19 protein-coding genes are annotated in these 19,472 nt (G+C 66.4%); 3 read left to right on the top strand and 16 right to left on the bottom strand.

Annotated elements, in window-relative coordinates; translation table 11 throughout:
* Nucleotides 1–25: 25 nt before the first annotated feature.
* Nucleotides 26–1,297 carry a S8 family peptidase gene (locus tag HDA44_RS05680; protein ID WP_184831944.1) on the top strand — a complete coding sequence of 424 codons (1,272 nt, stop codon included), beginning with the start codon at nucleotides 26–28 and terminating at the stop codon, nucleotides 1,295–1,297.
* A gap of 171 nt (nucleotides 1,298–1,468) precedes the next feature.
* Here the strand turns inward: HDA44_RS05680 and HDA44_RS05675 are convergent, their stop codons facing one another.
* Nucleotides 1,469–1,765 (bottom strand): hypothetical protein, encoded by a 297-nt coding sequence (locus HDA44_RS05675; protein WP_202887193.1) that lies wholly within the window; start codon nucleotides 1,763–1,765, stop codon nucleotides 1,469–1,471.
* A gap of 242 nt (nucleotides 1,766–2,007) precedes the next feature.
* On the opposite strand from HDA44_RS05675, the gene HDA44_RS05670 reads away from it, so the two are divergent.
* Both HDA44_RS05670 and HDA44_RS05665 read left to right on the top strand, forming a co-directional pair.
* Nucleotides 2,008–3,453 carry an alkaline phosphatase PhoX gene (locus HDA44_RS05670; protein ID WP_184831943.1) on the top strand — a complete coding sequence of 482 codons (1,446 nt, stop codon included), beginning with the start codon at nucleotides 2,008–2,010 and terminating at the stop codon, nucleotides 3,451–3,453.
* Between the two features lie 59 nt (nucleotides 3,454–3,512).
* On the top strand, nucleotides 3,513–4,094 hold the full coding sequence (locus tag HDA44_RS05665) for a TetR family transcriptional regulator (RefSeq protein ID WP_184831942.1): 582 nt from the start codon (nucleotides 3,513–3,515) through the stop codon (nucleotides 4,092–4,094).
* Here the strand turns inward: HDA44_RS05665 and HDA44_RS05660 are convergent.
* The 15 genes from HDA44_RS05660 to HDA44_RS05590 form a co-directional block, all read right to left on the bottom strand.
* The gene (locus tag HDA44_RS05660; RefSeq protein ID WP_184831941.1) at nucleotides 4,060–5,238 is read right to left on the bottom strand and encodes an MFS transporter; all 1,179 of its coding nucleotides are present in this window, start codon (nucleotides 5,236–5,238) and stop codon (nucleotides 4,060–4,062) included. The genes HDA44_RS05665 and HDA44_RS05660 overlap by 35 nt on opposite strands.
* Nucleotides 5,239–5,261: 23 nt before the next feature.
* Nucleotides 5,262–6,563 (bottom strand): BNR-4 repeat-containing protein, encoded by a 1,302-nt coding sequence (locus HDA44_RS05655; protein ID WP_184831940.1) that lies wholly within the window; start codon nucleotides 6,561–6,563, stop codon nucleotides 5,262–5,264.
* A 104-nt stretch (nucleotides 6,564–6,667) separates the two neighbouring features.
* A complete protein-coding gene (locus HDA44_RS05650) occupies nucleotides 6,668–6,871 on the bottom strand; it encodes an SRPBCC family protein (RefSeq protein WP_238352370.1) in 204 nt (67 codons plus the stop codon).
* Between the two features lie 2 nt (nucleotides 6,872–6,873).
* Nucleotides 6,874–7,650 carry a hypothetical protein gene (locus HDA44_RS37890; protein WP_184831939.1) on the bottom strand — a complete coding sequence of 259 codons (777 nt, stop codon included), beginning with the start codon at nucleotides 7,648–7,650 and terminating at the stop codon, nucleotides 6,874–6,876.
* Entirely contained in the window at nucleotides 7,647–9,167 is a 1,521-nt protein-coding gene (locus HDA44_RS05640) for an AMP-binding protein (RefSeq protein ID WP_184831938.1), read from the bottom strand. Before HDA44_RS05640 ends, HDA44_RS37890 begins: the two co-directional genes overlap by 4 nt.
* Complete coding sequence (locus HDA44_RS05635) at nucleotides 9,164–9,397, bottom strand: acyl carrier protein (protein WP_184831936.1); 234 nt, start codon at nucleotides 9,395–9,397, stop codon at nucleotides 9,164–9,166. Before HDA44_RS05635 ends, HDA44_RS05640 begins: the two co-directional genes overlap by 4 nt.
* 64 nt (nucleotides 9,398–9,461) lie before the next feature.
* Nucleotides 9,462–10,739: an MFS transporter gene (locus tag HDA44_RS05630; protein WP_184831934.1), complete on the bottom strand. Its 1,278-nt coding sequence runs from the start codon at nucleotides 10,737–10,739 to the stop codon at nucleotides 9,462–9,464.
* Nucleotides 10,740–10,781: 42 nt separating this feature from the next.
* Nucleotides 10,782–11,504 carry a hypothetical protein gene (locus HDA44_RS05625; RefSeq protein WP_184831932.1) on the bottom strand — a complete coding sequence of 241 codons (723 nt, stop codon included), beginning with the start codon at nucleotides 11,502–11,504 and terminating at the stop codon, nucleotides 10,782–10,784.
* Nucleotides 11,501–12,811: a condensation domain-containing protein gene (locus HDA44_RS05620; protein ID WP_184831930.1), complete on the bottom strand. Its 1,311-nt coding sequence runs from the start codon at nucleotides 12,809–12,811 to the stop codon at nucleotides 11,501–11,503. Before HDA44_RS05620 ends, HDA44_RS05625 begins: the two co-directional genes overlap by 4 nt.
* A 43-nt stretch (nucleotides 12,812–12,854) precedes the next feature.
* A complete protein-coding gene (locus HDA44_RS05615; RefSeq protein ID WP_184831928.1) occupies nucleotides 12,855–13,889 on the bottom strand; it encodes a methyltransferase in 1,035 nt (344 codons plus the stop codon).
* Entirely contained in the window at nucleotides 13,886–14,980 is a 1,095-nt protein-coding gene (locus HDA44_RS05610; RefSeq protein WP_184831926.1) for a citrate/2-methylcitrate synthase, read from the bottom strand. The genes HDA44_RS05615 and HDA44_RS05610 overlap by 4 nt, the downstream gene beginning before the upstream one ends.
* Nucleotide 14,981: 1 nt before the next feature.
* A complete protein-coding gene (locus HDA44_RS05605) occupies nucleotides 14,982–16,094 on the bottom strand; it encodes a pyridoxal phosphate-dependent aminotransferase (RefSeq protein WP_184831924.1) in 1,113 nt (370 codons plus the stop codon).
* Nucleotides 16,081–17,058, bottom strand: coding sequence for a methyltransferase domain-containing protein (locus HDA44_RS05600; RefSeq protein ID WP_184831922.1), 978 nt, complete (start codon nucleotides 17,056–17,058; stop codon nucleotides 16,081–16,083). Before HDA44_RS05600 ends, HDA44_RS05605 begins: the two co-directional genes overlap by 14 nt.
* Before the next feature lie 58 nt (nucleotides 17,059–17,116).
* A complete protein-coding gene (locus tag HDA44_RS05595) occupies nucleotides 17,117–18,016 on the bottom strand; it encodes a hypothetical protein (RefSeq protein WP_184831920.1) in 900 nt (299 codons plus the stop codon).
* Nucleotides 18,013–19,389, bottom strand: coding sequence for a cytochrome P450 (locus HDA44_RS05590; RefSeq protein ID WP_184831918.1), 1,377 nt, complete (start codon nucleotides 19,387–19,389; stop codon nucleotides 18,013–18,015). The genes HDA44_RS05595 and HDA44_RS05590 overlap by 4 nt, the downstream gene beginning before the upstream one ends.
* Nucleotides 19,390–19,472: the final 83 nt, after the last annotated feature.

The following is a 19,472-nucleotide window of genomic DNA, read 5'->3' as shown; positions in this document are numbered from 1 at the left end:
CATTGATCCAGGGGGAAGGAAAGAAATGGCGGATCAAACGAATGATCGAAAGTACGTCGCGCAGATCAAACTGATTCTGGAGGCGTACGGGCGTGCGGTCGAGATCTTCCCGGCGGACTGGGAGAAGCGGCCGGAGGGGGCGGACTATCTGTACCGGACCGGGGTGGTCCTGGTCCGCGACGAGGACCTCGGGCGCGTGGTCGAACTGTTCGAGGGCGGGCGCCCGGCCGAGGGTGGAATCGGCGGGGTGACCCGGCTGCTGCTGCCGGAGAAAGTGCCGCCTGGCGCTCCCGAGGACGGGTCGATCACGCAGCAGTTCCTCAAGTACGCGGACCTGCGCCTGGGCCGCGGCGTGGTCACACCGGAACACCTGTTCTATGTCTGCCCGAGTGTCAGCCCGTGCCCCGCGACCGAGCCGGAGGAGGTCGCCCCAGGCATCCCGCCGGACCCGGTGCTGCCGACTCCGTTCCTGCCCGCGGGCGCGGCGGACGGTCGCGGCGTGAAGGTCGTGGTGCTCGACGTCGGCTGGTCCGACGCACCGGGCGCGTACTGGCTGACCGGGGTGACGGGTGATCCGGAGAACGCGTTCGACGGCTCCGGACGGATTCGCCCGTACGCCGGGCACGGTACGTTCATCGCCGGCGTGATGCGGGCGATCGCCCGGAACGTGGAGATCGTGGTGAAGAGCTACTTCACCAGCGCCGGCGCGATGTGGGAGTTCGACCTGGCGCAGGCCTTGGACGAGGTACTCGACCTGGCCCCGGACATCATCAGCCTTTCGGCCGGTACCCGGACTCGCTTCGACCTGCCCGCGCTCGGCCTGGACGTGTTCATCCAGACCCGGCTGAACCGGGTCAACGGCCTGACGCTGGTCGCGGCGGCCGGCAACGAGTCGACCCGCGACTACTTCTGGCCGGCCGCGTTCCCGGAGACGGTCGCCGTCGGCGCGCTCGCCGACAACGGCCGGGACCGGGCGGCGTTCAGCAACTTCGGCGGCTGGGTGGACGTCTACGCGCCCGGCGAGAACCTGGTGAACGCGTTCCTGACCGGCGACTACGAGTGCACCGAACCACCGAACGCCGGCCAGCTCCGGTCGTTCGCCGGGATGGCGCGCTGGAGCGGTACGTCGTTCGCGACGCCGCTGGTCGCCGGCCTGATCGCGGGCCGGATGTCGATCACCGGCGAGAACGCCAAGCAGGCCTCGGACGCGCTGCTGGCCTTCGCGCTCACGCAGCCGGAGCCGGGTGTCGGCCCGGTGCTGCGGGCCGGCGACGCCCTGGGATCAGTGACGCCCTAGGCGACAGCACTGACGCGGTGCGGACCTCCGGCCTGACCCACCGGCCCGCACCGCGTCAGCCCCCCTCTGCACCTCCGCGCCGCCCTCCCCCCTGCGACGGCCCGAAGGTTCCCCCACTGCTGCGGAGTCGCTCTGGGCCCGGGTTGATACACACTGATCGCGAGAAGTTTTTCAGCGCGCCGGGTGCTCACAGAGGAAGGGCGCCCGGTGCCCGCCGGAGTGATAGCTGTACTGCTTGCCGTCGACCTCGAGCACGGTCCGGTTCCCCGGCACCAGCGCCTGGGTGTAGCGCATCCCCGGCTCCGGGCAGCCGAGGCTGCCGTCCGGCCAGGTGACCTCCTCGGAGCTGACCACCGTGACCTTGCCGGCGTCCACGCCGAGCCGCTTGGTCAGATCGGCCCTCGCCTGCTCGACCAGGCCACCGCTCGGCGGGGTACTGCTGCTACTACTACTACTGCTTGGTGTCATCGACGGTTGTCCTCCTGTTGCCGGTTCGTTGCCACACGCAACCAAAAGTACGGCTGCCGCCGCCACGAGCATCACCCTGCGCATCGCCATCACCTCCCACAGTAGACGTCACCCGGCCACGGTTCGTTGCAGCGCGGCACCTGAGCGTTCGCTGAGAGCTGTTCAACTTCTGTTTGCCGTCCGGCAGCCGGCGGCGGGCAGGATCGCGGCACTCGGGAACCGCCTTTTCAAGGAGTCGCACCATGTCAGTCGATCGTCGTTCCGTGCTCCGTGGGGCCGCCGTCGGTGCCGCCGGCGTCGGGTTCACCACCGTCGGTGCCGTACCGACCCTGGCCGAGGCCGCGCCCGCGTCGCACGGCGGCCGGACGCCGTTCCCGCAGCACAAGCCGTTCCCGCCGCTGCTCGACGACCCGAAGGGCATCCTGGCGCTGCCGGCCGGGTTCAAGTACAAGATCGTCACCCAGGCCGGCGAGACCAAGCTGAAGAGCGGTCACCCGACGCCGGCCCTGCACGACGGTACGGCGGTGTTCGCCGCGAGCCACGGCCGGTACCAGCTGATCCAGAACCACGAGGTCGGCAGCAACAACGCGCTCGGCGTACCGCAGATCCCCGGCACCGTGTACGACACCGGTGTCGGCGCGGCCGGCGGCTGCACGGTCATCGACGTCGACAAGGACGGCACCAACCGCGGCGAGTGGGTCGGCATCTCCGGCACGCTGACGAACTGCGCCGGCGGCCCGACCCCGTGGGGTACGTGGATGACCTGCGAGGAAACCGAGAACAAGGCCAACGGCACCACCCGGCTGAAGGACCACGGCTACGTCTTCGAGGTGTGGGGCGACGGCAAGACCGCGCACCCGGTGCCGCTCAAGGCGCTCGGCCGGTACGCGCACGAGGCGCTCGCCATCGACCAGGACCGGACCCACATCTACCTGTCCGAGGACGCGTCCGGCCCGAACGGAACCTTCTACCGCTGGTCCGCGCCGCGCGGGTACAAGCTCGGCCCGCGCAGCTGGCAGGACCTGCAGAACAAGGACTTCGGCACCCTGGAAGCACTCGCCATCCTCGGCGACGACGGTAAGCCGATCCCGGACGTCGCGTACCTGACGTCCGCGCAGCTGCTCCGCCCGTTCCGGGTCGCGTGGGTGCCGGTGCCGGATCGCGACGGCGCCACCACGTCCGTACGCAAGCAGTTCACCGACGGCCAGATCACCCGCGGCAAGAAGTTCGAGGGCGTCTTCGGGACGAAGGAGGGCGTGTACGTGGTCAACTCGTACGCCGAATCCGGTACGTCCGACCTGCCGGCGGACGCCGTGCCGCATGACGGCATGGTGTGGTTCTACAGCTACGACGCGAAGACCATCCAGCTGGTCACGTACTTCCCGGACAACGCGGCCGCGGACCTCGGGGCGGACGCGAAGTACGACGACTACAACTTCGACAGCCCCGACAACGTGACCGTCACGCCGTGGGGTTCGCTGGTACTGGCCGAGGACGGCAACGCCAGCAGCCACGTACTGAGCGCCACCCCGGGCGGCCCGACGTACGCGATCGCGCGGAACATGCTGAACGACTCGGAGTTCACCGGCCCGTCCTTCTCGGCCGACGGCAAGGTGCTGTTCGTCAACATCCAGACGCCGGGGATCACGCTGGCAATCACCGGGCCGTGGCGCGAGTACCTCGGCTGAGCGCGGCCACCCTACCGAGCCGCCCCGCTCGGTAGGGTGGGTGTGGAGGTGGTGTCAGCGTGCCGGTCAAGGCGGGCGAGCGGCTGGACCCGGAGGCGACCCGGGCCCGGATTCTGACCGCGGCGGCGGACGTGTTCGCCCGGCGCGGCATCCACGCGACCGGGATCAACGAAATCGCCGAGGCGGCCGGGGCCTCCAAACTCACTATCTACCGGAACTTCGGGTCGAAGGACGGCCTGGTCGAGGCCGTGCTGACCGACCGCGCCCAACGCGTCCGCGCCTGGCACCACGAGGCCGTGGCCGGCGCCGACGGTGGCGGCCGCGCGCAGGTGCTGGCGGTCTTCGATCTGGTCGCGACCTGGTACGCCGAGGCGGGGTTCCGCGGGTGCGCGCTGATGAACGCCGCGACCGAGGACCGCGGGTACGACGGTGCGCCGCGGCGACTCGCTCGGGAGCATCTGACGTTCTACCGGGACTTGTTCCGGCGGTTGCTGTCCGGGGCGCGTGATCCGGAGCGGACGGCTCGGCAACTGGTCGTCGTACTGGAAGGTGCGACGCTGGTGAGCGCGATGGACCGCGATCCCGGGGTGGGGGCAGAAGCGCGGGTCATCGTGGAGACGTTGCTCGACGCGGCGTTCTGAGGAAGATCACGCAGACGAGTACGCAGGCGAGGCCGGAGCCGGCCGCGACCAGGAAAGCCGTCGGGTAGCCGGCGCCTTCGGCGATCAGCCCGCCGAGCGGACCCGCGACCATCACGCCAAGATCCCAGAACGAGGTCATCACGCCCATCGAGACACCGGGGCGGAGGCCGCGGACGCGGTCCAGGGTCATCGAGACGCAGGCCGGGTAGATGAGCGCAAGACCCGCGCCGGCCAGGGCGGTGTACGCGGTCGCGGCCGTGGTCGTGTCAGCCAGCGCGATTCCGGTCAGCGCGAGGACCTCGACGCTGACGCTCGCCGCGGCGACCCGGCGGCCGCCGTACCGGTCGACCAGCGGGCTGCCCGCGAACCGGACCACCAGGAAAGCTGCCGCGAACACGGCCAGGGCGATGTTGTCCACGGCAAGGTGATCGGCCCGCAATCGCAACACCAGCAGGGCGGCGACCGTTCCGTAGCAGTAGGCGGCCAGACCAATAGTTGCTCCAGGCAAAGGGACACCACGGGGTACGAGGTCCCGAATCCCCCGAACCGGCGCCAGCGGCTCACGCCGAGCCGGGTCCGCCCGAGTAGTCAGCACCATCAAGACCGAAACCACCGACAACCCCACCACCACCCACCAAACCACCTGCTCCCCACCCAGCCTGGAGTCTTCTCCCCCATCGACCAGTCGGGCGACGATCGTTGCGATGACCGGTCCGGCGGCGAGACCGCCCCACATGGACAGGCCGAACCACCCGGCCAGGCGCCCGCGTTGAGCAACTCGTACGCCCGTGAGCACCCACGGCAGCGCGGCCGAGAACAGCGCCGCCTCGCCCGCGCCCATCACCAACCGGGCCAGCAGCAGCACCACCAGATCCGGCGCCAACAGTTGCCCAAGGCCACCAATCGCCGCCAGCACTCCCCCGGCCAGCACCACCGGCCGCGACCGCCCGGCATCCGCCAGCCGGCCCGCGAACGGCCGGCCGCACGCCGTGGCCAGGAACGCGATCCCGACCGCCGTACCGCTCGCCAGCGCCCCGCCGCCGAACCGCGCCGGCACGTCCGTCGGCAGCACCTGCAACGCCGCCCCGAACGCGAGATAGCCGGCAAGTACCGCCACCCACAACCGCCGTACCGGAACACCCATGGGCAAGATGGTACCGCTTGTTACTATCTACCTCGCGGCGAGTCCAGCAACACCACCTCGCAGGCGTAATGCTGAGAGGCGGTCATCGTGCCCCGGAACCACAGCAGCGGAACCCGCCCCGGATCCCCGGGCGCGACGATCGGTCGTAGATTGTCAACAATCGACCGCTCGGTGACCGGCGTCCACGTCCAGCCGATCCCCGCGTCAGCCGTCCGCCCATGAAAGATCTCGTGATGCTGCAGCGCGGTCCCGTCCCGCGGATCGATCGGCGTGGAGACGTACAGCGAGTCCAGGTCGTACGGATCGATCGCGACCAGGCCCGTGTAGTCGTTCTCATGCGTCAGCAAACCGTGCCCGGCTTTCGCCAACTGCCGCACCTGCCACGTACCACCCGGCGCCAGGCGCGCGTAGAAGAACCGATGATCCGGCACCGGATGCTCCCGCGCGAACGCGTCCTCCGGCCGCTCCGGCGTATCCCGCCGCGCCAGCAGCACCGCGGCGAGCGAACCGTCCTCGCCCCGGCGGAGGTCGATCGTCCAGCAATGCGTCATCGGCTCGCCGTCCCACACCGAATCAGCAGCCAGCACCGTGGTCAGCTCCACCTGCGACGGAGCATCCGCGTCGAGCGCAACCTTGTCGACAATCGTCCCGTCCGTACGATGCAGCGCACCGCCTTCCAGGTAACCGTGGTAGATCGAGTTGTTGTAGTCGCGCGGATGGTGATCGGTCGTGATCAGATCAACCCGCGCCGACTGCGACACGTACCGGGTGTACCCGTTGACGTACCCGACTTTCGGGCGGGTGAACAGCTTGCCCGCGTACGCCCAGGTGTCGCCTTCGTCATCAGAGACCAGTGCGCACGGATCGTCGTTCACCGCGCGCGCGAAGCAGTACAGCCGACCGTCCAGCTCGTGCAGATTGGAGTACGTGACGCCGCGCCCGCCGGTGAACTCGCTCCAGTCGAACGCCTGCTCCGGACCCCACCGCCGCGGATCGCCCGGCTCGCTCACTCGCCAGCGAGTCAGGTCGTCGGTCTTGTGTTTCGTGTACACCGCGAGCCAACGCCCGTCACGACGACGCCACAACGCTGGTACGTCATGATCGTCCGCCTCGAACCGCTCATGCAGTACGACGACCTCACTCGTACCGCTCCACAGATCCACCACCGTCAGCTCGACGTTGCCGGCCCGTTCGTCACCACCGGGACCTTCCGGCGCCGCGATCGACCCGACGACCAGCAGGCCGCGCTCCGGATCGACCAGGGCCCGCTCATCCTGAAACCAGCACCAAGCACCGTTGTCATTGATCACCCGAGCGACATCCATGGTCGCCTAGTGTGTCAGCGCGCGGCCGATACCGGTAAGCGCTTGCCACCATCTGATACAACGCGCCCAGGGTGGGCCGCATGAAGCCGACCCGAACCGCCCAGCTAGCCGAAGCCCAGCCGCTGCCCGGGCACCAGCTCGACCACCTCGTACGTGTACGTGCGCCGCCGTCCCAGGAAGTGCGCCACGAAATCCATCCGCGACCCAACCACGACCGGCGGCTCCGACTGCCACACCACTGATTCGATGTTCGCGTACCACTCCGGCGCGTTGGACGGATCCCCCGCATACGCCGCGACCACCGCCACCTTCAATCCGGTGGCAGCAGACGCTCGGCGGCGAGAGGTTGCTTCGGAAGGCTCGGCGGTCGTGTTCCGCCGACCAGTGTGAGGAATTCAGCGCGGCGCATCGAGCCAACCCGGAGCGACGACGCGAACGGACTGTCCACCTGGAAATCGAGGTAGTGGTATCCGGAGTCCTGGCAACGCCGCGCGATGTCTGCGGCCGCGACCCGCGACATCTCCGGCTCCTGGTGGAACAGGGTGTCGATCGAGACGACCGAACCCCGGCAGGTTCCGATCGCGCCGGCGAGCAACCGGTCTCCTCGCCACACCTCGCTCGAGAAGCTGACTCCTCGGGCGAACAACTCGTGATAGGTCGCCATCATGTCCGGCGTGAGCCAGGTCGGCCAGTGAGCTTCGCGGCATCGCTCCAGTACTTCGGGAAAGGCCGCATCGACAGTGGTCACCAATTGGTTTCGCCGGATCGCCCGTCGGGCCTTGCTCCACAGATGGACCGTCTGCGGCGCAGTAGCCATCCGGGGATCCGGACACCACCACAGGCAGCTGTACGGGTCGCTACCGCCCGACAGTACCGAGATCGATCCGCTGTCGACGGCAGCATGAAACTTCCATCGGTTGTAGCTCGTCACCGCAGGGAGTTCGGTGGGTAGCACGGAGACGCCGTGATCGAGGGCATCCAGGAAGGTTTCCGGATCGACTGCGCCGCCGATTGCGACCGGGGTGTCAGTGGGTGCCGTCGACAGGTCGATCCCACGCCACCATCGTGGCGGCGGTCTGTCGCTCACTGCGCGAAGTCCAAACCGACGAACACCTCTGCCGCGAGTTCGCGGCCCCAACTTATGTCCGGCTTGCCAGCTGCCGTCCTCGGCAGCTTCGGCACCGTATAGAACCGCCGAGGAATCATCGGGTCGGCCACAGTGCCACCAAGCTCTGCGCGTACCCCGTCAACGGCAAGTGGCGCACCGTCCGCCGTAGCCAGCAGTGCCACCAGCTCTGTGTCTCCTCGCACGCTCCGACCGGCGAGTACCTGAGCATCGGCTACACCTTGAAGACAACGCAGTTGTGCCTCCACGGCGTCCAGTTCGACCCTCGAACCTCGGATCTTCACCTGGCGATCCCGACGGCCATGGAACGTCAGTAGTCCGCCAGATCCGCGCTGGACTACGTCGCCGCTGCGGTAGAACCGCTGATCCTCGAACTCGACGAAGGCGCGTGCGGTCTCCTCAGGGCGCTCGAGGTATCCGCGTGCGAGAGTCGGCCCACCGATGAGCAACTCGTCTCGGCCCTCGTCGTCAGCCTGGACGCGGAGCACCCGGCTCGGAAGTCCGAATCCGATCGGCAGCGGTGCGAGCGATTGATCTGCGAACTCGGGTGGAACCTCATAGCCGGTCGTCGTGATGCCCGCCTCGGTGGGACCGTAAGAGTTGATCAACCTGACATGTCCCAACGGGCCGGACCGCCAGGTGGTCGCATCCCGTGCGAACGCGGCTTCGCCTCCGATGACCACCAACCGGAGCGAAGGGAGCGAGATCGCGAGATTCCGGATTCCTGCTGCCCAGGCTCGCCAGTACCCGGTCGGCAGTTCGAGAACTGAGACTCGCGCCGCAGCGATCGTCCGCACCAACCGAGAGAACCCGGGCAGCTCCGCATCCATCGTCACCAGTTGCGCGCCGGCCAGGAGCGTCGGCCAGATCTCCTCCTGGGAAGTGTCGAACACCATGCTCGCGAACTGCAGAACATGGTCGTCAGCAGTGATCTCCAACCAGTCGACGACCGATTCGGCGTGTGCGAGCGCGGCGGCCGCCGGCATCAGGACACCCTTCGGACGCCCCGTGCTGCCCGACGTGTGGAGCACATACAAGTCATCGGACACATCCACGTCGTCATTTCCAGCGAGTCCTGCCGCCCACAGCCGGTCTCCCAGAGACTGCCAGTGCAGCGACGGCCCTGAGACCTGCGCGAGCCGCGAGTCAGCCGGCGCGTCGGTGATGACGATGCCGCAGCCGGCCGCTGCCACTGCACTCCTCAGCTGCGCCGCTGGCCAGGCATTGTCGATCGGCACGCTGGTCCGATCCGCGGCCGCCGCGATCAGTAACGCCTCCCACTGATTCTTCCGGCTGCGAACCTCCACGGCTACGGCTGCCCGCCCCGACGCCGAACCGGAGAGGGCCTTCGCCCCGGAGGCGATTACCGAAACCAGCTCGGAGTAGCTGAGATCAGCTGCACCGCCGACAGCACGGATCGAACCGGCGGCCGCGGCCGACGACGCGACCGACTCGAACAGGTCGCCTGGGGTCGTCATCGCGACTGCGAAGCCACGTAGTCCTGGAGTTCGCCGAGCGACGGATGCTCCAGCAGTTGCCCGGCGTCGACCTCGACCCCCACTCGCTGCTCGAGGGCGAAAAGCAACTCGATGGCCTTCAGCGAATCGCCGCCCAGCTCGAAGAAGTCGCGCGCGTCGGATGCTCCCTCTACTCCGAGCACCTCGGCCCAGACCTCGGCGACCGCCACCTGTACTTCGCTCTCAGTCATCTGTCTCATCTCAGCAGTAGGAAACAGCCACAAACTCGGGCTTCGTCCGGCCGGGACCGATCTGTTACGTCCGGCTTCCTTCCTCGACCGTGGCGGACGCCTCGTCATCCCAGGCTCGCACCCGGTGGCCGAGCATCGGAACCACGACCGCCACGGCGCCGTACAGCAGCGCGACCGCGATCCAGCCCACCCGTCCACCGCCGATCACGACCTGGGTGAAGGCGACCGGCGCCAGGAACATCGGGATTTGCGCCGCAAGGCGCAGGACAGCTTGGTACTCACCTCGTTGGGCGGCCGGGGCGAAGTGCGGGAACCAGCCCCACTCGCCGGCGGACTGCCACATCTCGCACAGGGTCAGGCCTACGACACCCACAATCAGGAGAAGCATCACGGCAGCTACGTCCCCGTGCCCGGTGAGAGCGAGGAGGGCGCAGGCGATGCCTGCAGCCAGAGACCCCAGGGCCGAGGCACGAATTGCCCCCCGCAACGTGTCGGCGAGGCGAGACAGCCATACCTGGCTGGTGATGACCAATGCCGTGTTCACGATCAGGATTCCCGGAACGACCCACGGCGGCGCAGAGGTTCCGCGGAGTATCCAGAGCGGCAGAATCACCATCAGGACTGTCTGATGGGTACCGATCAGCCCGTTGAGGAGGCAGAAGAGCACGAACTTTCCATTTCTCAGCGCCGCCCGACCTGGCGCCTCGGATTTCGGCTTCGTCCGGCGGGTCTCGTTCGCGACCTTCGGCAGCCTCGCGATGTAGACCGTGTTGACGACGAAGAGAGCAGCAGCGCACAGCGGCACCAGTACCAGGAGGCGGTCCGAGGGCAACAGGAGGATGCCGGCAGCAACGAGCCCGCCGACGGTGAAACCGACGTTGAACCCGGTGCGGAAATGAGCCAGAGTCTTGACCCTGGTGGGACCGGAGATCACCGCGTACGAGTAGACCGAACGAGCGGAGTTGCCCGTTGAGGTTACTACCGTCAGGATCGCCTGAATCGCGACGAACATCCACAGCGCTTGGGAGAACGGGTACAGCAGGTGCAGGACGACCTCCGCGATGGCGCAACCGAACCAGACCCGGCGCGGCCCCCACCGATCGACCAGCTTGCCCAGTGGCAGGGTGCACGCGGCCGAGACCGCCATTGCGACCGAAAGGCCGACGCCGATCTGCTCGGCTGTCAGCCGCAAGTACTTTACGAAGAAGACGACGTTGCCACCGGCGGTCAGACCGGCTCCCAGCGAGAAGATCAATGTCTGGAAGTAGAGCCGCCGCGGCAGTCCGCCACTGGGTAACAGGCGAGTGAGCCTACCCCTGGACGAATCAGTCTCTTCGGTCATCACTTCTCCACCGAGTCGCAACTACAGCCAGTCCTGTATATCTCACAGTGGGTTCTCGCCGGCCGGCCCCTCGACCGCCGGCTTGCGCAAGTCGGCGAGCCGCCGCAGCTTCGCCGCCAGCTCAGCCGGGGTGAAATAAGGCACGTCCTGGTACGCCGTCAGCTCGGTGACGACCTCGGAATAGTTCCTTCGTGCCTGGCCTTGGGCCACGAATGTCACGGTCAGCTCGTCAGGCGCGCCGCTCACCTGATGGAACAGCCTGCAGTCCATGTCGTAGTACGACCCGGCCGTCTGTTCCCCCTCCCATCCCAGCACCATCCCGCCATCAACACTGTCGATCTGGTCGCCTTGCCGCGGCACGACCATCCTCGCGATCCGGACGCCCTCCCCGTCGCCTGGCTCGGTCCGCAGATAGTGGCGAGTGCGCAGCGTCCCGTGCAGCACGATCGACGAAAAGTCGAAACGGTGGTTGTGTATCTCACCCCAGCCGGTGTTGTCTCCCCACCAAACGTCGAGCTTGATCAGGGCACCTGCCGCGTCCTCGAAGAGGATGATCTTGTCGAACCCGTTCTGGTGCCGGTATGACCGTGCCGCGACTTCGGCAAGCAGTTCGGGATCGTCCAGTACTCGGTGGCAAATGGCGTCCAGGCCATGGGCCTTGGTAAAAGCGACCAGCTGATGTGACCAACCGCGGCTGACATCGGTCGTAGCCATCGAATTGGCGTCGTACAGCGGCTTGAAGATCTCACCTCTCGCTCTGTTCACGGCGCGACCTGCTCTCGTTCGGGGAGCCGGACCAGGATCAGTAGTTCGTCGACGATTTCCTGTACCAGGAGCTCCACCGTCTCGGCAGCGAACCGCACCGGCTCGTAGCTCACCGCGCACTCCAGCTGGTCGCGCTCTTGAGTGAACTCAACCGCGATCCGCCCCCGGGTCTGCACGCCGACTCGCTCCGCGGACGCGACTTCCGACTGAGGCAAACCGAGGTCAAGGTCCCGGCCGCCGGTGTCCATTCCGACCGACAGGCTCGGCCTTGCGGCGAACCGGCGGCTGACGTCGACGACCTCGTTGATGCGCTCCGTGACTGCCCAGCGATTGATCGACGCGCCGATGGAGTCGGCTTGCGCGGCTGCCCAGCGCCGTTCCGGGGAGTCTTCCTCGGATACGCGTAGCAGAGCTTGCCCGGTGAACCAGCCCATCGCGTTCCCGAGCCGGAGGCCTTCCCTGAACGAGGGATACACATAGAGGAACGACGGCTCCCCTGGCACGGTACGAGAGATCGCTCCGTACACCGCCGCGAGGAGCAAACTGAAGCGGGTTCGCCGCATGGCATGGCATACCTGCTCCAGGCCCGCGTCGGTGAGATCGATCGCCCGGGCGACTTTGGTTGCGTCGGATTTGGGAGTGTCAAATCCGACTAGGGTCGGCAGATCGACCCACCCGAACGGAGTAGTCCGCGACATCTCCTCGACCACCGGCTGCCACGAGGCTGGAATGGTCGCCTTCTGATAGGCCGTCCTGACCTTGTCCAAGGCATCCCGTGCTGACGTGTCCACCGGACCGAGGTCGCCGCCGTCACCGCGGTAGAGCGATCCGAGATCCGCCAGCAGTAAAGACCACGACTGAGCGTCGATAACCAGGTGATCCGCGAGCAGAACGATCGCACTGCCGGCACCGATGTCCACGACGCCGGCAGCGATGTGATCCGGTCGACCCGGTCCGAAGTCGGCGTAGTTCTGCAGCCAACTGTCGTCGGGATCGTCCAGCGGGGCATCCGGCACGAGCTCGAAGACGTCCACCTCGACCTCGGGAACCGAGGTCACGAACCACTCTCCGTCATGTGAATGGAAGACGTAGCGCAAGGCCTCATGGTGACGAACCAGCTCCGCCAGCGCGGACTGCAGCCGGTCACGATCGAGGGGCGACTGATAGCGGAAGATCGTGGCTGAGTAGAACGGTCGATGTCTGCCCAGCTTGTCCAGGTCGGCCTGCTGGTGAATCAGGCGGCGTTCCTGCTGGGGCGTCACCCGCTGGCACCAGGTGTCACACGGCAATGACAGACTCAGCGACATCGCGCTCCTTTCGTTCGACCGTCGGAAGGCATCCACCGACAGCTCACAATTTCCGGGCGATCAGTACATCGAACGTGCTGTGCCGAATTCCGACGGCGCGGGACGGCTCGAATCCGGCAGCCGCGAGGAGCGTGTCCAACTGCTCGCTGGTGCGCTGGCGTCCCCCGAAGGCAAGGAACATGCCGAAGCTGAGCAGAGCGTTGCGATGGCCGCTGGCGGCCGATCGAAATTGCTCGACGATCGCGATCCTGGAGCCTACCGGCATCGCCCTGCCGACGTTGCGCAACAAGGCCACGGCCTGCTCATCGTTCCAGTTGTGGACAACCTCTTTCAGGGTGTACACGTCCCCGGCAGGAAGATCGTCGACGAAGAAGTCGCCTCCGACGAACTGGGCCTGGCTCTTGTCGCCAGTCCGTGAGACTGCCTCCCGAACCACCTCAGGAGTGTCGAAGACGAACGCCCCGACGCCGTACTTTTCGACGGCGTGCGCAGCGAGACGGCTGTAGCCGCCTCCAACGTCGACGAGCGTCTCTCCTGCCTTAAGATCCAGTCCGGCCACCACGTCCGCGAGGGAGTGCTCCGTGCGGTTGTCGGTATAGGCGTCGAACGAACGACGCAAGGTCGGCTCGGCGGCCAGGGTTTCGAACAACCCCCGCCCATGGATGAGCCGGAACGCGTCCTGGCCGGTCCGCATCGACTGAGCCGCTTCCTGCCAGAGCTGTGAGTTGGCCCAATGCCACGGTTCCGCGTAGGCGGTGAGGGCTGTGGCCGACTCACTCGGGTGATCCTGACTGAAGAGTCGCCCGAGGCTGCCGAGGCTCCAACAGTCCCCAGTCGGCCGGCAGAGGTCGATGCTTTCTGCCGCGGAGAGGAACATCTCGACAGCCTGAGAATCAAGGGCCAGTGACGACGACAACTCGGACGCGGTCCGTGGGGCCAGGTTCAACGCCTCCAGGATCCCGGTCTCGATCCCCGCCCGGGCGATAGCGGGGACCAGGTGGAAGAGCATGATGTTGTACGACGTGTCGAATCCTGGGCGCCTGAGTTCGGGCCAGTCGTTCCAGTCCGGCGCGGTCATCCGAGGTCTCCCAGCCATTGTGAGGTCGGACTGATCAGCCGACCGCCCGATTCGACGTACTCGAGAGCGTGCGCACACCATCCGGCCACTCTGGCCATCGCGAAGCAACTCGAGAAGAGTCCTGGCGGCACCCCAGCGGACTCGAGCACTCCTCCGGCGTAGAAGTCCACATTGACTGACAGAGTTCGGTGCGGGGCGACCGTCGCCAGGTGCTCCAGCGCTGTCTGCTCGACCGCCTGAGCCGCAATGAAGAAGCGCTCGTTGTGCAGCCGGCACAGCTCGCGGAAGATCACCGCCCGCGGGTCGTAGGTCCGGTACTCACGGTGGCCGAACCCAGGCAGGTGTTCGCCCGCGGCCAGCCGCTTGGCAACTGCAGCCTCCGCGCCCTGACGCTCCGCCTGTCCAACCAGTTCCCATGCATCGAGGACCGCGCCTCCGTGAGCCTGTCCCTTGAGCGTCCCGATAGCCGAGACGACCGCCGAGCACAGGTCGCTGCCGGCCGAGGCTGTGACGCAGGCCGCGAAGGTCGATGGATTCAGGCCATGGTCGGCCATCACCACCAGATACGTCTCCAGGCACCGCAGTTGCGCGGCTGTCGGAGCCTGCCCGGCAAGCATGTAGAGAAAGTTGGCGGCCTGCCCTAGATCGCCTCGAGGCGGAACCGCCGGCCTGCCCTCGCCCAGTCGCCCGATCTGGGCCACGATGACTGGAATAGCCGCCGTGAGTTGATAAGCGCCGTTGACGTCGAGCGTGCGGGAACTGGACTTGTCGAGAGCTTCTACGGCCAGCGCGGCCTTCAGCAGATCGATGCCGCCGCCGGTGCTCGCGAACGCTTCCAACAGGCCAACGGTTGCGAGTGAAAGTTGTCGATCATCAGCCAATCGGACCGCCACTGACGGGTCAGGCCTATCGACCGGCGTGCCATGCCACAGCAGCCCGAGGATCGTTTCGAAGGGCATCGTCGCAGCCTTGGCGATGTCCAGGCCGCCCCGGAGGACGAAAGTGCCCCCGATGCCGTCGTAGTGACTCAGCCCGGTCGAGCAGACCATGACTCCTTCAAGCCCGTTGTCGACCACGCGATCGTTCGCCATCTCATCCCCACATCCGTGTTCCGGTCGAGAAGTTCTCCCGAATCAGCTCGAAGACCGCTGCCCAGTCGGCCGGTGGACAAACGGTGATCCGGGCCCAGCCCGGGTATCCCAGTGCTCGCGCGTCCCGAATGGTCACGCCGTGGTCAAAGTGCAGGCGTTCCGTCAATGCTTGCGTGGCCGGTCCAAGGTGGGCCAGCACAAAGTTGGTCACGGAGTCCACCACCTCGATGCCTTCGCCGCGGAGATCCCTGACGACCTGCTCACGGTGGGCCGCGGTATCTGCGACAGCTTCCGTCAGCCGTACCGAGTCGCCGATCGCCGCGGACGCCGCCGCTAGCGCGAACCGGCTCACGCTGAACGGGACAGCCCGCCGGACGTTCCGGACTGCCTCCATCCGGGCACCGGTCGCGAGCAGGTAGCCACATCGGATACCGGCGAGTCCGTGGGCCTTCGAGAAAGTGCGGACGACCGCTGTCTCGCCGTTGTCCAGGTGGGCCAGCGCGGATTCGAACTCCGGCCCAGCGAACTCGGCGTACGCTTCGTCGACCACCAGGTGGCAACCGACCCTTGCCGCGGTCCGGCAGAGCTCTTGTATCGCACCATTCGGCAGTCGGAGGCCAGTCGGGTTGTGTGGATTTGCGATGAAGGCAAGTTTCGCGCCCGGCATCATGGCCAGAAACTGCTCGACGTCCAATCCATCGATCCCACAGGGGCCTTCGGCAACCACCGCCCGGACGGCCTCGGCAACGTATCTGAAGCCGGTGTAGGTACGCTCGGGCAACAGGACCCGGTCCCCGGTGCCGACGGCCGCCAGCGCCGACAGCAGTAGAGCTTCATCACTGCCGTTGGTCACGAGTACGGCCGAACCGGGAAGCCCGAAGTGATCGGCGATGAGGCCGTTCAGGGGTTCGCCGGCCAGATCGGGATAGAGGTTGACGCGGCCGATCTGCTCGGTCAATGCCTCCTCGACGTCCTGGGACGCCCCCGCGACCGATTCGCTGAGTGAGAGTCTGATCGCGAAGTTGCTCCCGAAGGCAGGCTCTCTGGCATACCAAGCACTACTGAGGTCGTCCTTGGCTGTCGATCGATCACGTGCCTCGTCACCGAAGTTCATCGCGACTCCTTGCCACGATGACCGTGGTCGCGAAAACGCGCACACAATTGGTGTGATCCCGCAGCATCCAGGGCACCGACTCCACAACTTGTTCGACCACGAGCCTCGTCTTGTGCAGCTCCTCGACCACGGCCTCCCCGGGACTCGAGCCAGCTTCGGCGCCGATCATTTCGGTCGGTGCGGTGTGCTCTTCACGCCAGTGAAATGGCGATGCCAGCACGAGCACTCCACCCGGCTGGAGCACTCGGCTGATCTCGGCCAGCAGCCGCCGTGGATGACTCGAGGCATCAAGGACATTCAGACAGATCACCAAGTCGAAATCAGGTCCGAAGGGCAACGAGGTGGCGTCGGCGACCAGGACTTCGATCGGTCGATCAGCCCGCGGGGCCGGAAGGGGCCGCCAGATGGTGCGGGCACCGACATCCACCACGTCGTACCCGGTCATCGGGGTGGGAACGCCGAGCAAGATCCGGCGGGCGGTCAAGGCCAACTCGAAGGAGAGATCCACACCGATGGCGATGTCGGCCAAGTCGCCGAGCACCGCCGTCGTTCCACCGACACCGCAGCCGATCTCCAGGGCTCGGTGGGGCTTGAGTTGCGCGAGCAATCGCTTGACCACCGCGCGCAGGCCGTGTGCCTGCTCCCAGGTCGACCACTCTTTCAACGTAGGCGACACATCATCCAGCTGGTCTCGATAGTGAGCATCTAGGTAGCGCTGTCGGTAGGCAGCGCTAGGCGATGTGAGCCCGAGGGATTCCTCCCACCCGTCGACCGTCCGCGCCGCCTCATCCATCTTCAGGACCAGCACCCCGTCACGAATCGGGTAGCTGGTCGAGCAAGCGGTGCAGCGAGCTTCACCGGTCAGAACGTCGGCAGCAGAATTCTCCTCCGAGGCCAGGAGCTTGAGCGGACCCTGGCAATCCCGACGAACGCAACGCAGGCCGGACACCATTCCGCGCTTCACCGGGCTTGCCGAATCGCCGTGGCCTGTTCGCGGATCCGCACGGGCTCTGCCGTCTGATTCATCGCAACGGCTCCAGGCGTGCGTCGTGCATGTGATTGGACAGATCCGCAAGGTCCCCCCGACCCATGCGCCCCTTCCACGACTGACTGAGCCGGCGAAGTACTCCCTCGAACTCCTGCTGGGTACGAAACCGCACCACCGGCAGCGCGTCCAACGTCAGCGCGCCCAGCTCGATCATTTGGCTGACCTTCTCCTGGCCGTCATGCAGGACGACAGTTTTCGCCATCCACTCGGGATGGGCGCAGATGATGCCCAGCTCGAAGGCCACACCGGTCCCGCTGTCGAGGATCAGAAGCACGCGATCCACATCGTCGAGGAGTCGCATCAACCGCTCAGCCGGGTTCCGGAGCTCGCGCCGTGCCTGGCCCAGCGCGGTGAAGGCATAGGAACCATCCCCGTTCAGAAGCTCCATAGCCAACCAGGTGCGCTCGATGTAGCTGAGATTCTCGCCGCTCTTCAGCTTCCGTCTGGGATTCCATGGCCTGCGGAGCTGATCTCTGACGAACGACACCGGTCCAGGAAAGTAGGTGCCGAGTACGAGTGTCTTGGCGACACCCGGTGGCGTCGGTGGGCCTTGTAAGCCGACTGGCTTGCACTCAATACTCCCGCCCCCTTCGCCAGCCGCTGACAGGCAGCGGGTCCGAAGCTGCTCGGCAGCGTACGGCCTTGAGAACTCCTCGAGGAGCTCGACCGCCGCCGCGACCACGGCGGTTTCGGCAAGGCCGGGCTGTTGGGCCATCAGCGACTGTTCGAGGGCAAAGATCGGAGCCAGGTCAATGCTGTCGCGATGCGCGCGGTGCCATCGATAGCGCGGGTCAAAGAGGCATCTCACCACGGTGTCGTACAGAGCATTCTTGAACTCTGCAATGAACTGTGCACTGGTGTCGGCGTCTTTCACCAGCTGTCTCCCGTCACCCGAGGCTTGGTCCGATCCAACACCGATATGTGCACCTGGCCGATCGGGTACTGCACCATTCCGAAGTGGGGCTGCAGCGAACCGTTCACCAGCTCGAGATGAGCGCGAGCACATATCCGGTCGACCAGAGTCGTCAATTGGCGAACGGCAGTTGCCTGTCCCTGGCAGCGGCGCGGGCCGACGCCGAAGGGAATGTAGAACGCTCGGCTTTCATGTGTCATGAACCTGGCCGGCTCGAATTTCTCGGGCGCGCGCCAATCTGCCGGCCGATGGTGATAGATCCACGGCGACAGGAGTAACAATTCGCCCGGCTTGAACACTTCGTCGCCGATGCGCCGTTCATGGGCAACTTCACGCGGGATCGACCACACCGGCGGGTAGAGGCGCAGGCCTTCTTTGATCGTGGCGTTCAGTCGCCGTTGACGACTCGTCTCGTCGGGGGCGCTTGCGAGCCACTCCTGGACCTCGCCGTGCCCGGCCAGCAGGTAGAGCGTCCAGATGGCAGCCGTCAAGGTGTTCTCCCAGCCGGCCAAGAAGAGATTGGCAGCCGACCCGAGCAACGCGGGTCTCGGTTTGGTTCCGGTGACATGGCCGGCCAAGGTGACGAGCTCACTCAGCAGGGACGATTCGCCGGCCGGGCTGCTCGACCCGATCGACTCGGCCATTCCGACAGCCATCGCCTGACGCCGTGCCCGGACGGCGCGACCGCACGAGTCGACCGACAGCAGCAACTGCACGACCCGGGTCGACCAACTGAAGTCGCGGTCGAATCCGAGTCGCACTCGCGATGAGACTGCCTGCTCGAGTTGCGCTCTTGTCCTGACCACGGTTCGAGCGAGCCGGAGCAGCGAATCCGCGGATCGAGGTTCGTACATGCAGGCGAAGCTTCGTACGACGGGTCCGATGAGGTCTTCGAGGTCGGCCGCACCAGTCTCGAGCCAGCCCGTGACGACCGTGTCGGCATCCTCCTGGATCATCCGGCCAACTCTCTGCGGAGCCTGGACGAACGCCGGGTGCAGTGCCGCCCGCTTCTGATTACGCCAGGCGTCCAGATTGCCGTGCGCGGCCACCTTGGGGAACCGGCACGAAGCAGTCCCGTCGCCGATCGCGTACCTGAGCCGCTCGATGTTTCCGGTCTTCTGAAAGGAGCCACCGTCAGCGAGGATGTCGCGGGCAAGTCGGGCATCGGTGATGATCGAGACGTGACGGCGGTGACCCACGACGAGAACTCTCGGCGACTCGCTCGTGCGTAATGATTCGAAGGCCTGCCGAGGGCTGGACCTCAATTCCCGAGCAGAAATTCTCATCGCGCGAAGATGCCTCGCCGAGCCACCAAAGGGCTTCGCCGAAGACATTGGCGGACGACGGTTCCGGGCTGCAATGCGGTCATGAGGCGGCTTCCCTTTCGTCGACCGAAGGCACCATCCCGAGTTCCCAC

The sequence above is a fragment of the Kribbella solani genome (assembly GCF_014205295.1).
Classification (GTDB): domain Bacteria; phylum Actinomycetota; class Actinomycetes; order Propionibacteriales; family Kribbellaceae; genus Kribbella; species Kribbella solani.
Note: the sequence above shows the minus strand (reverse complement) of the source record. Positions and strands in the feature narration are given on the sequence as shown.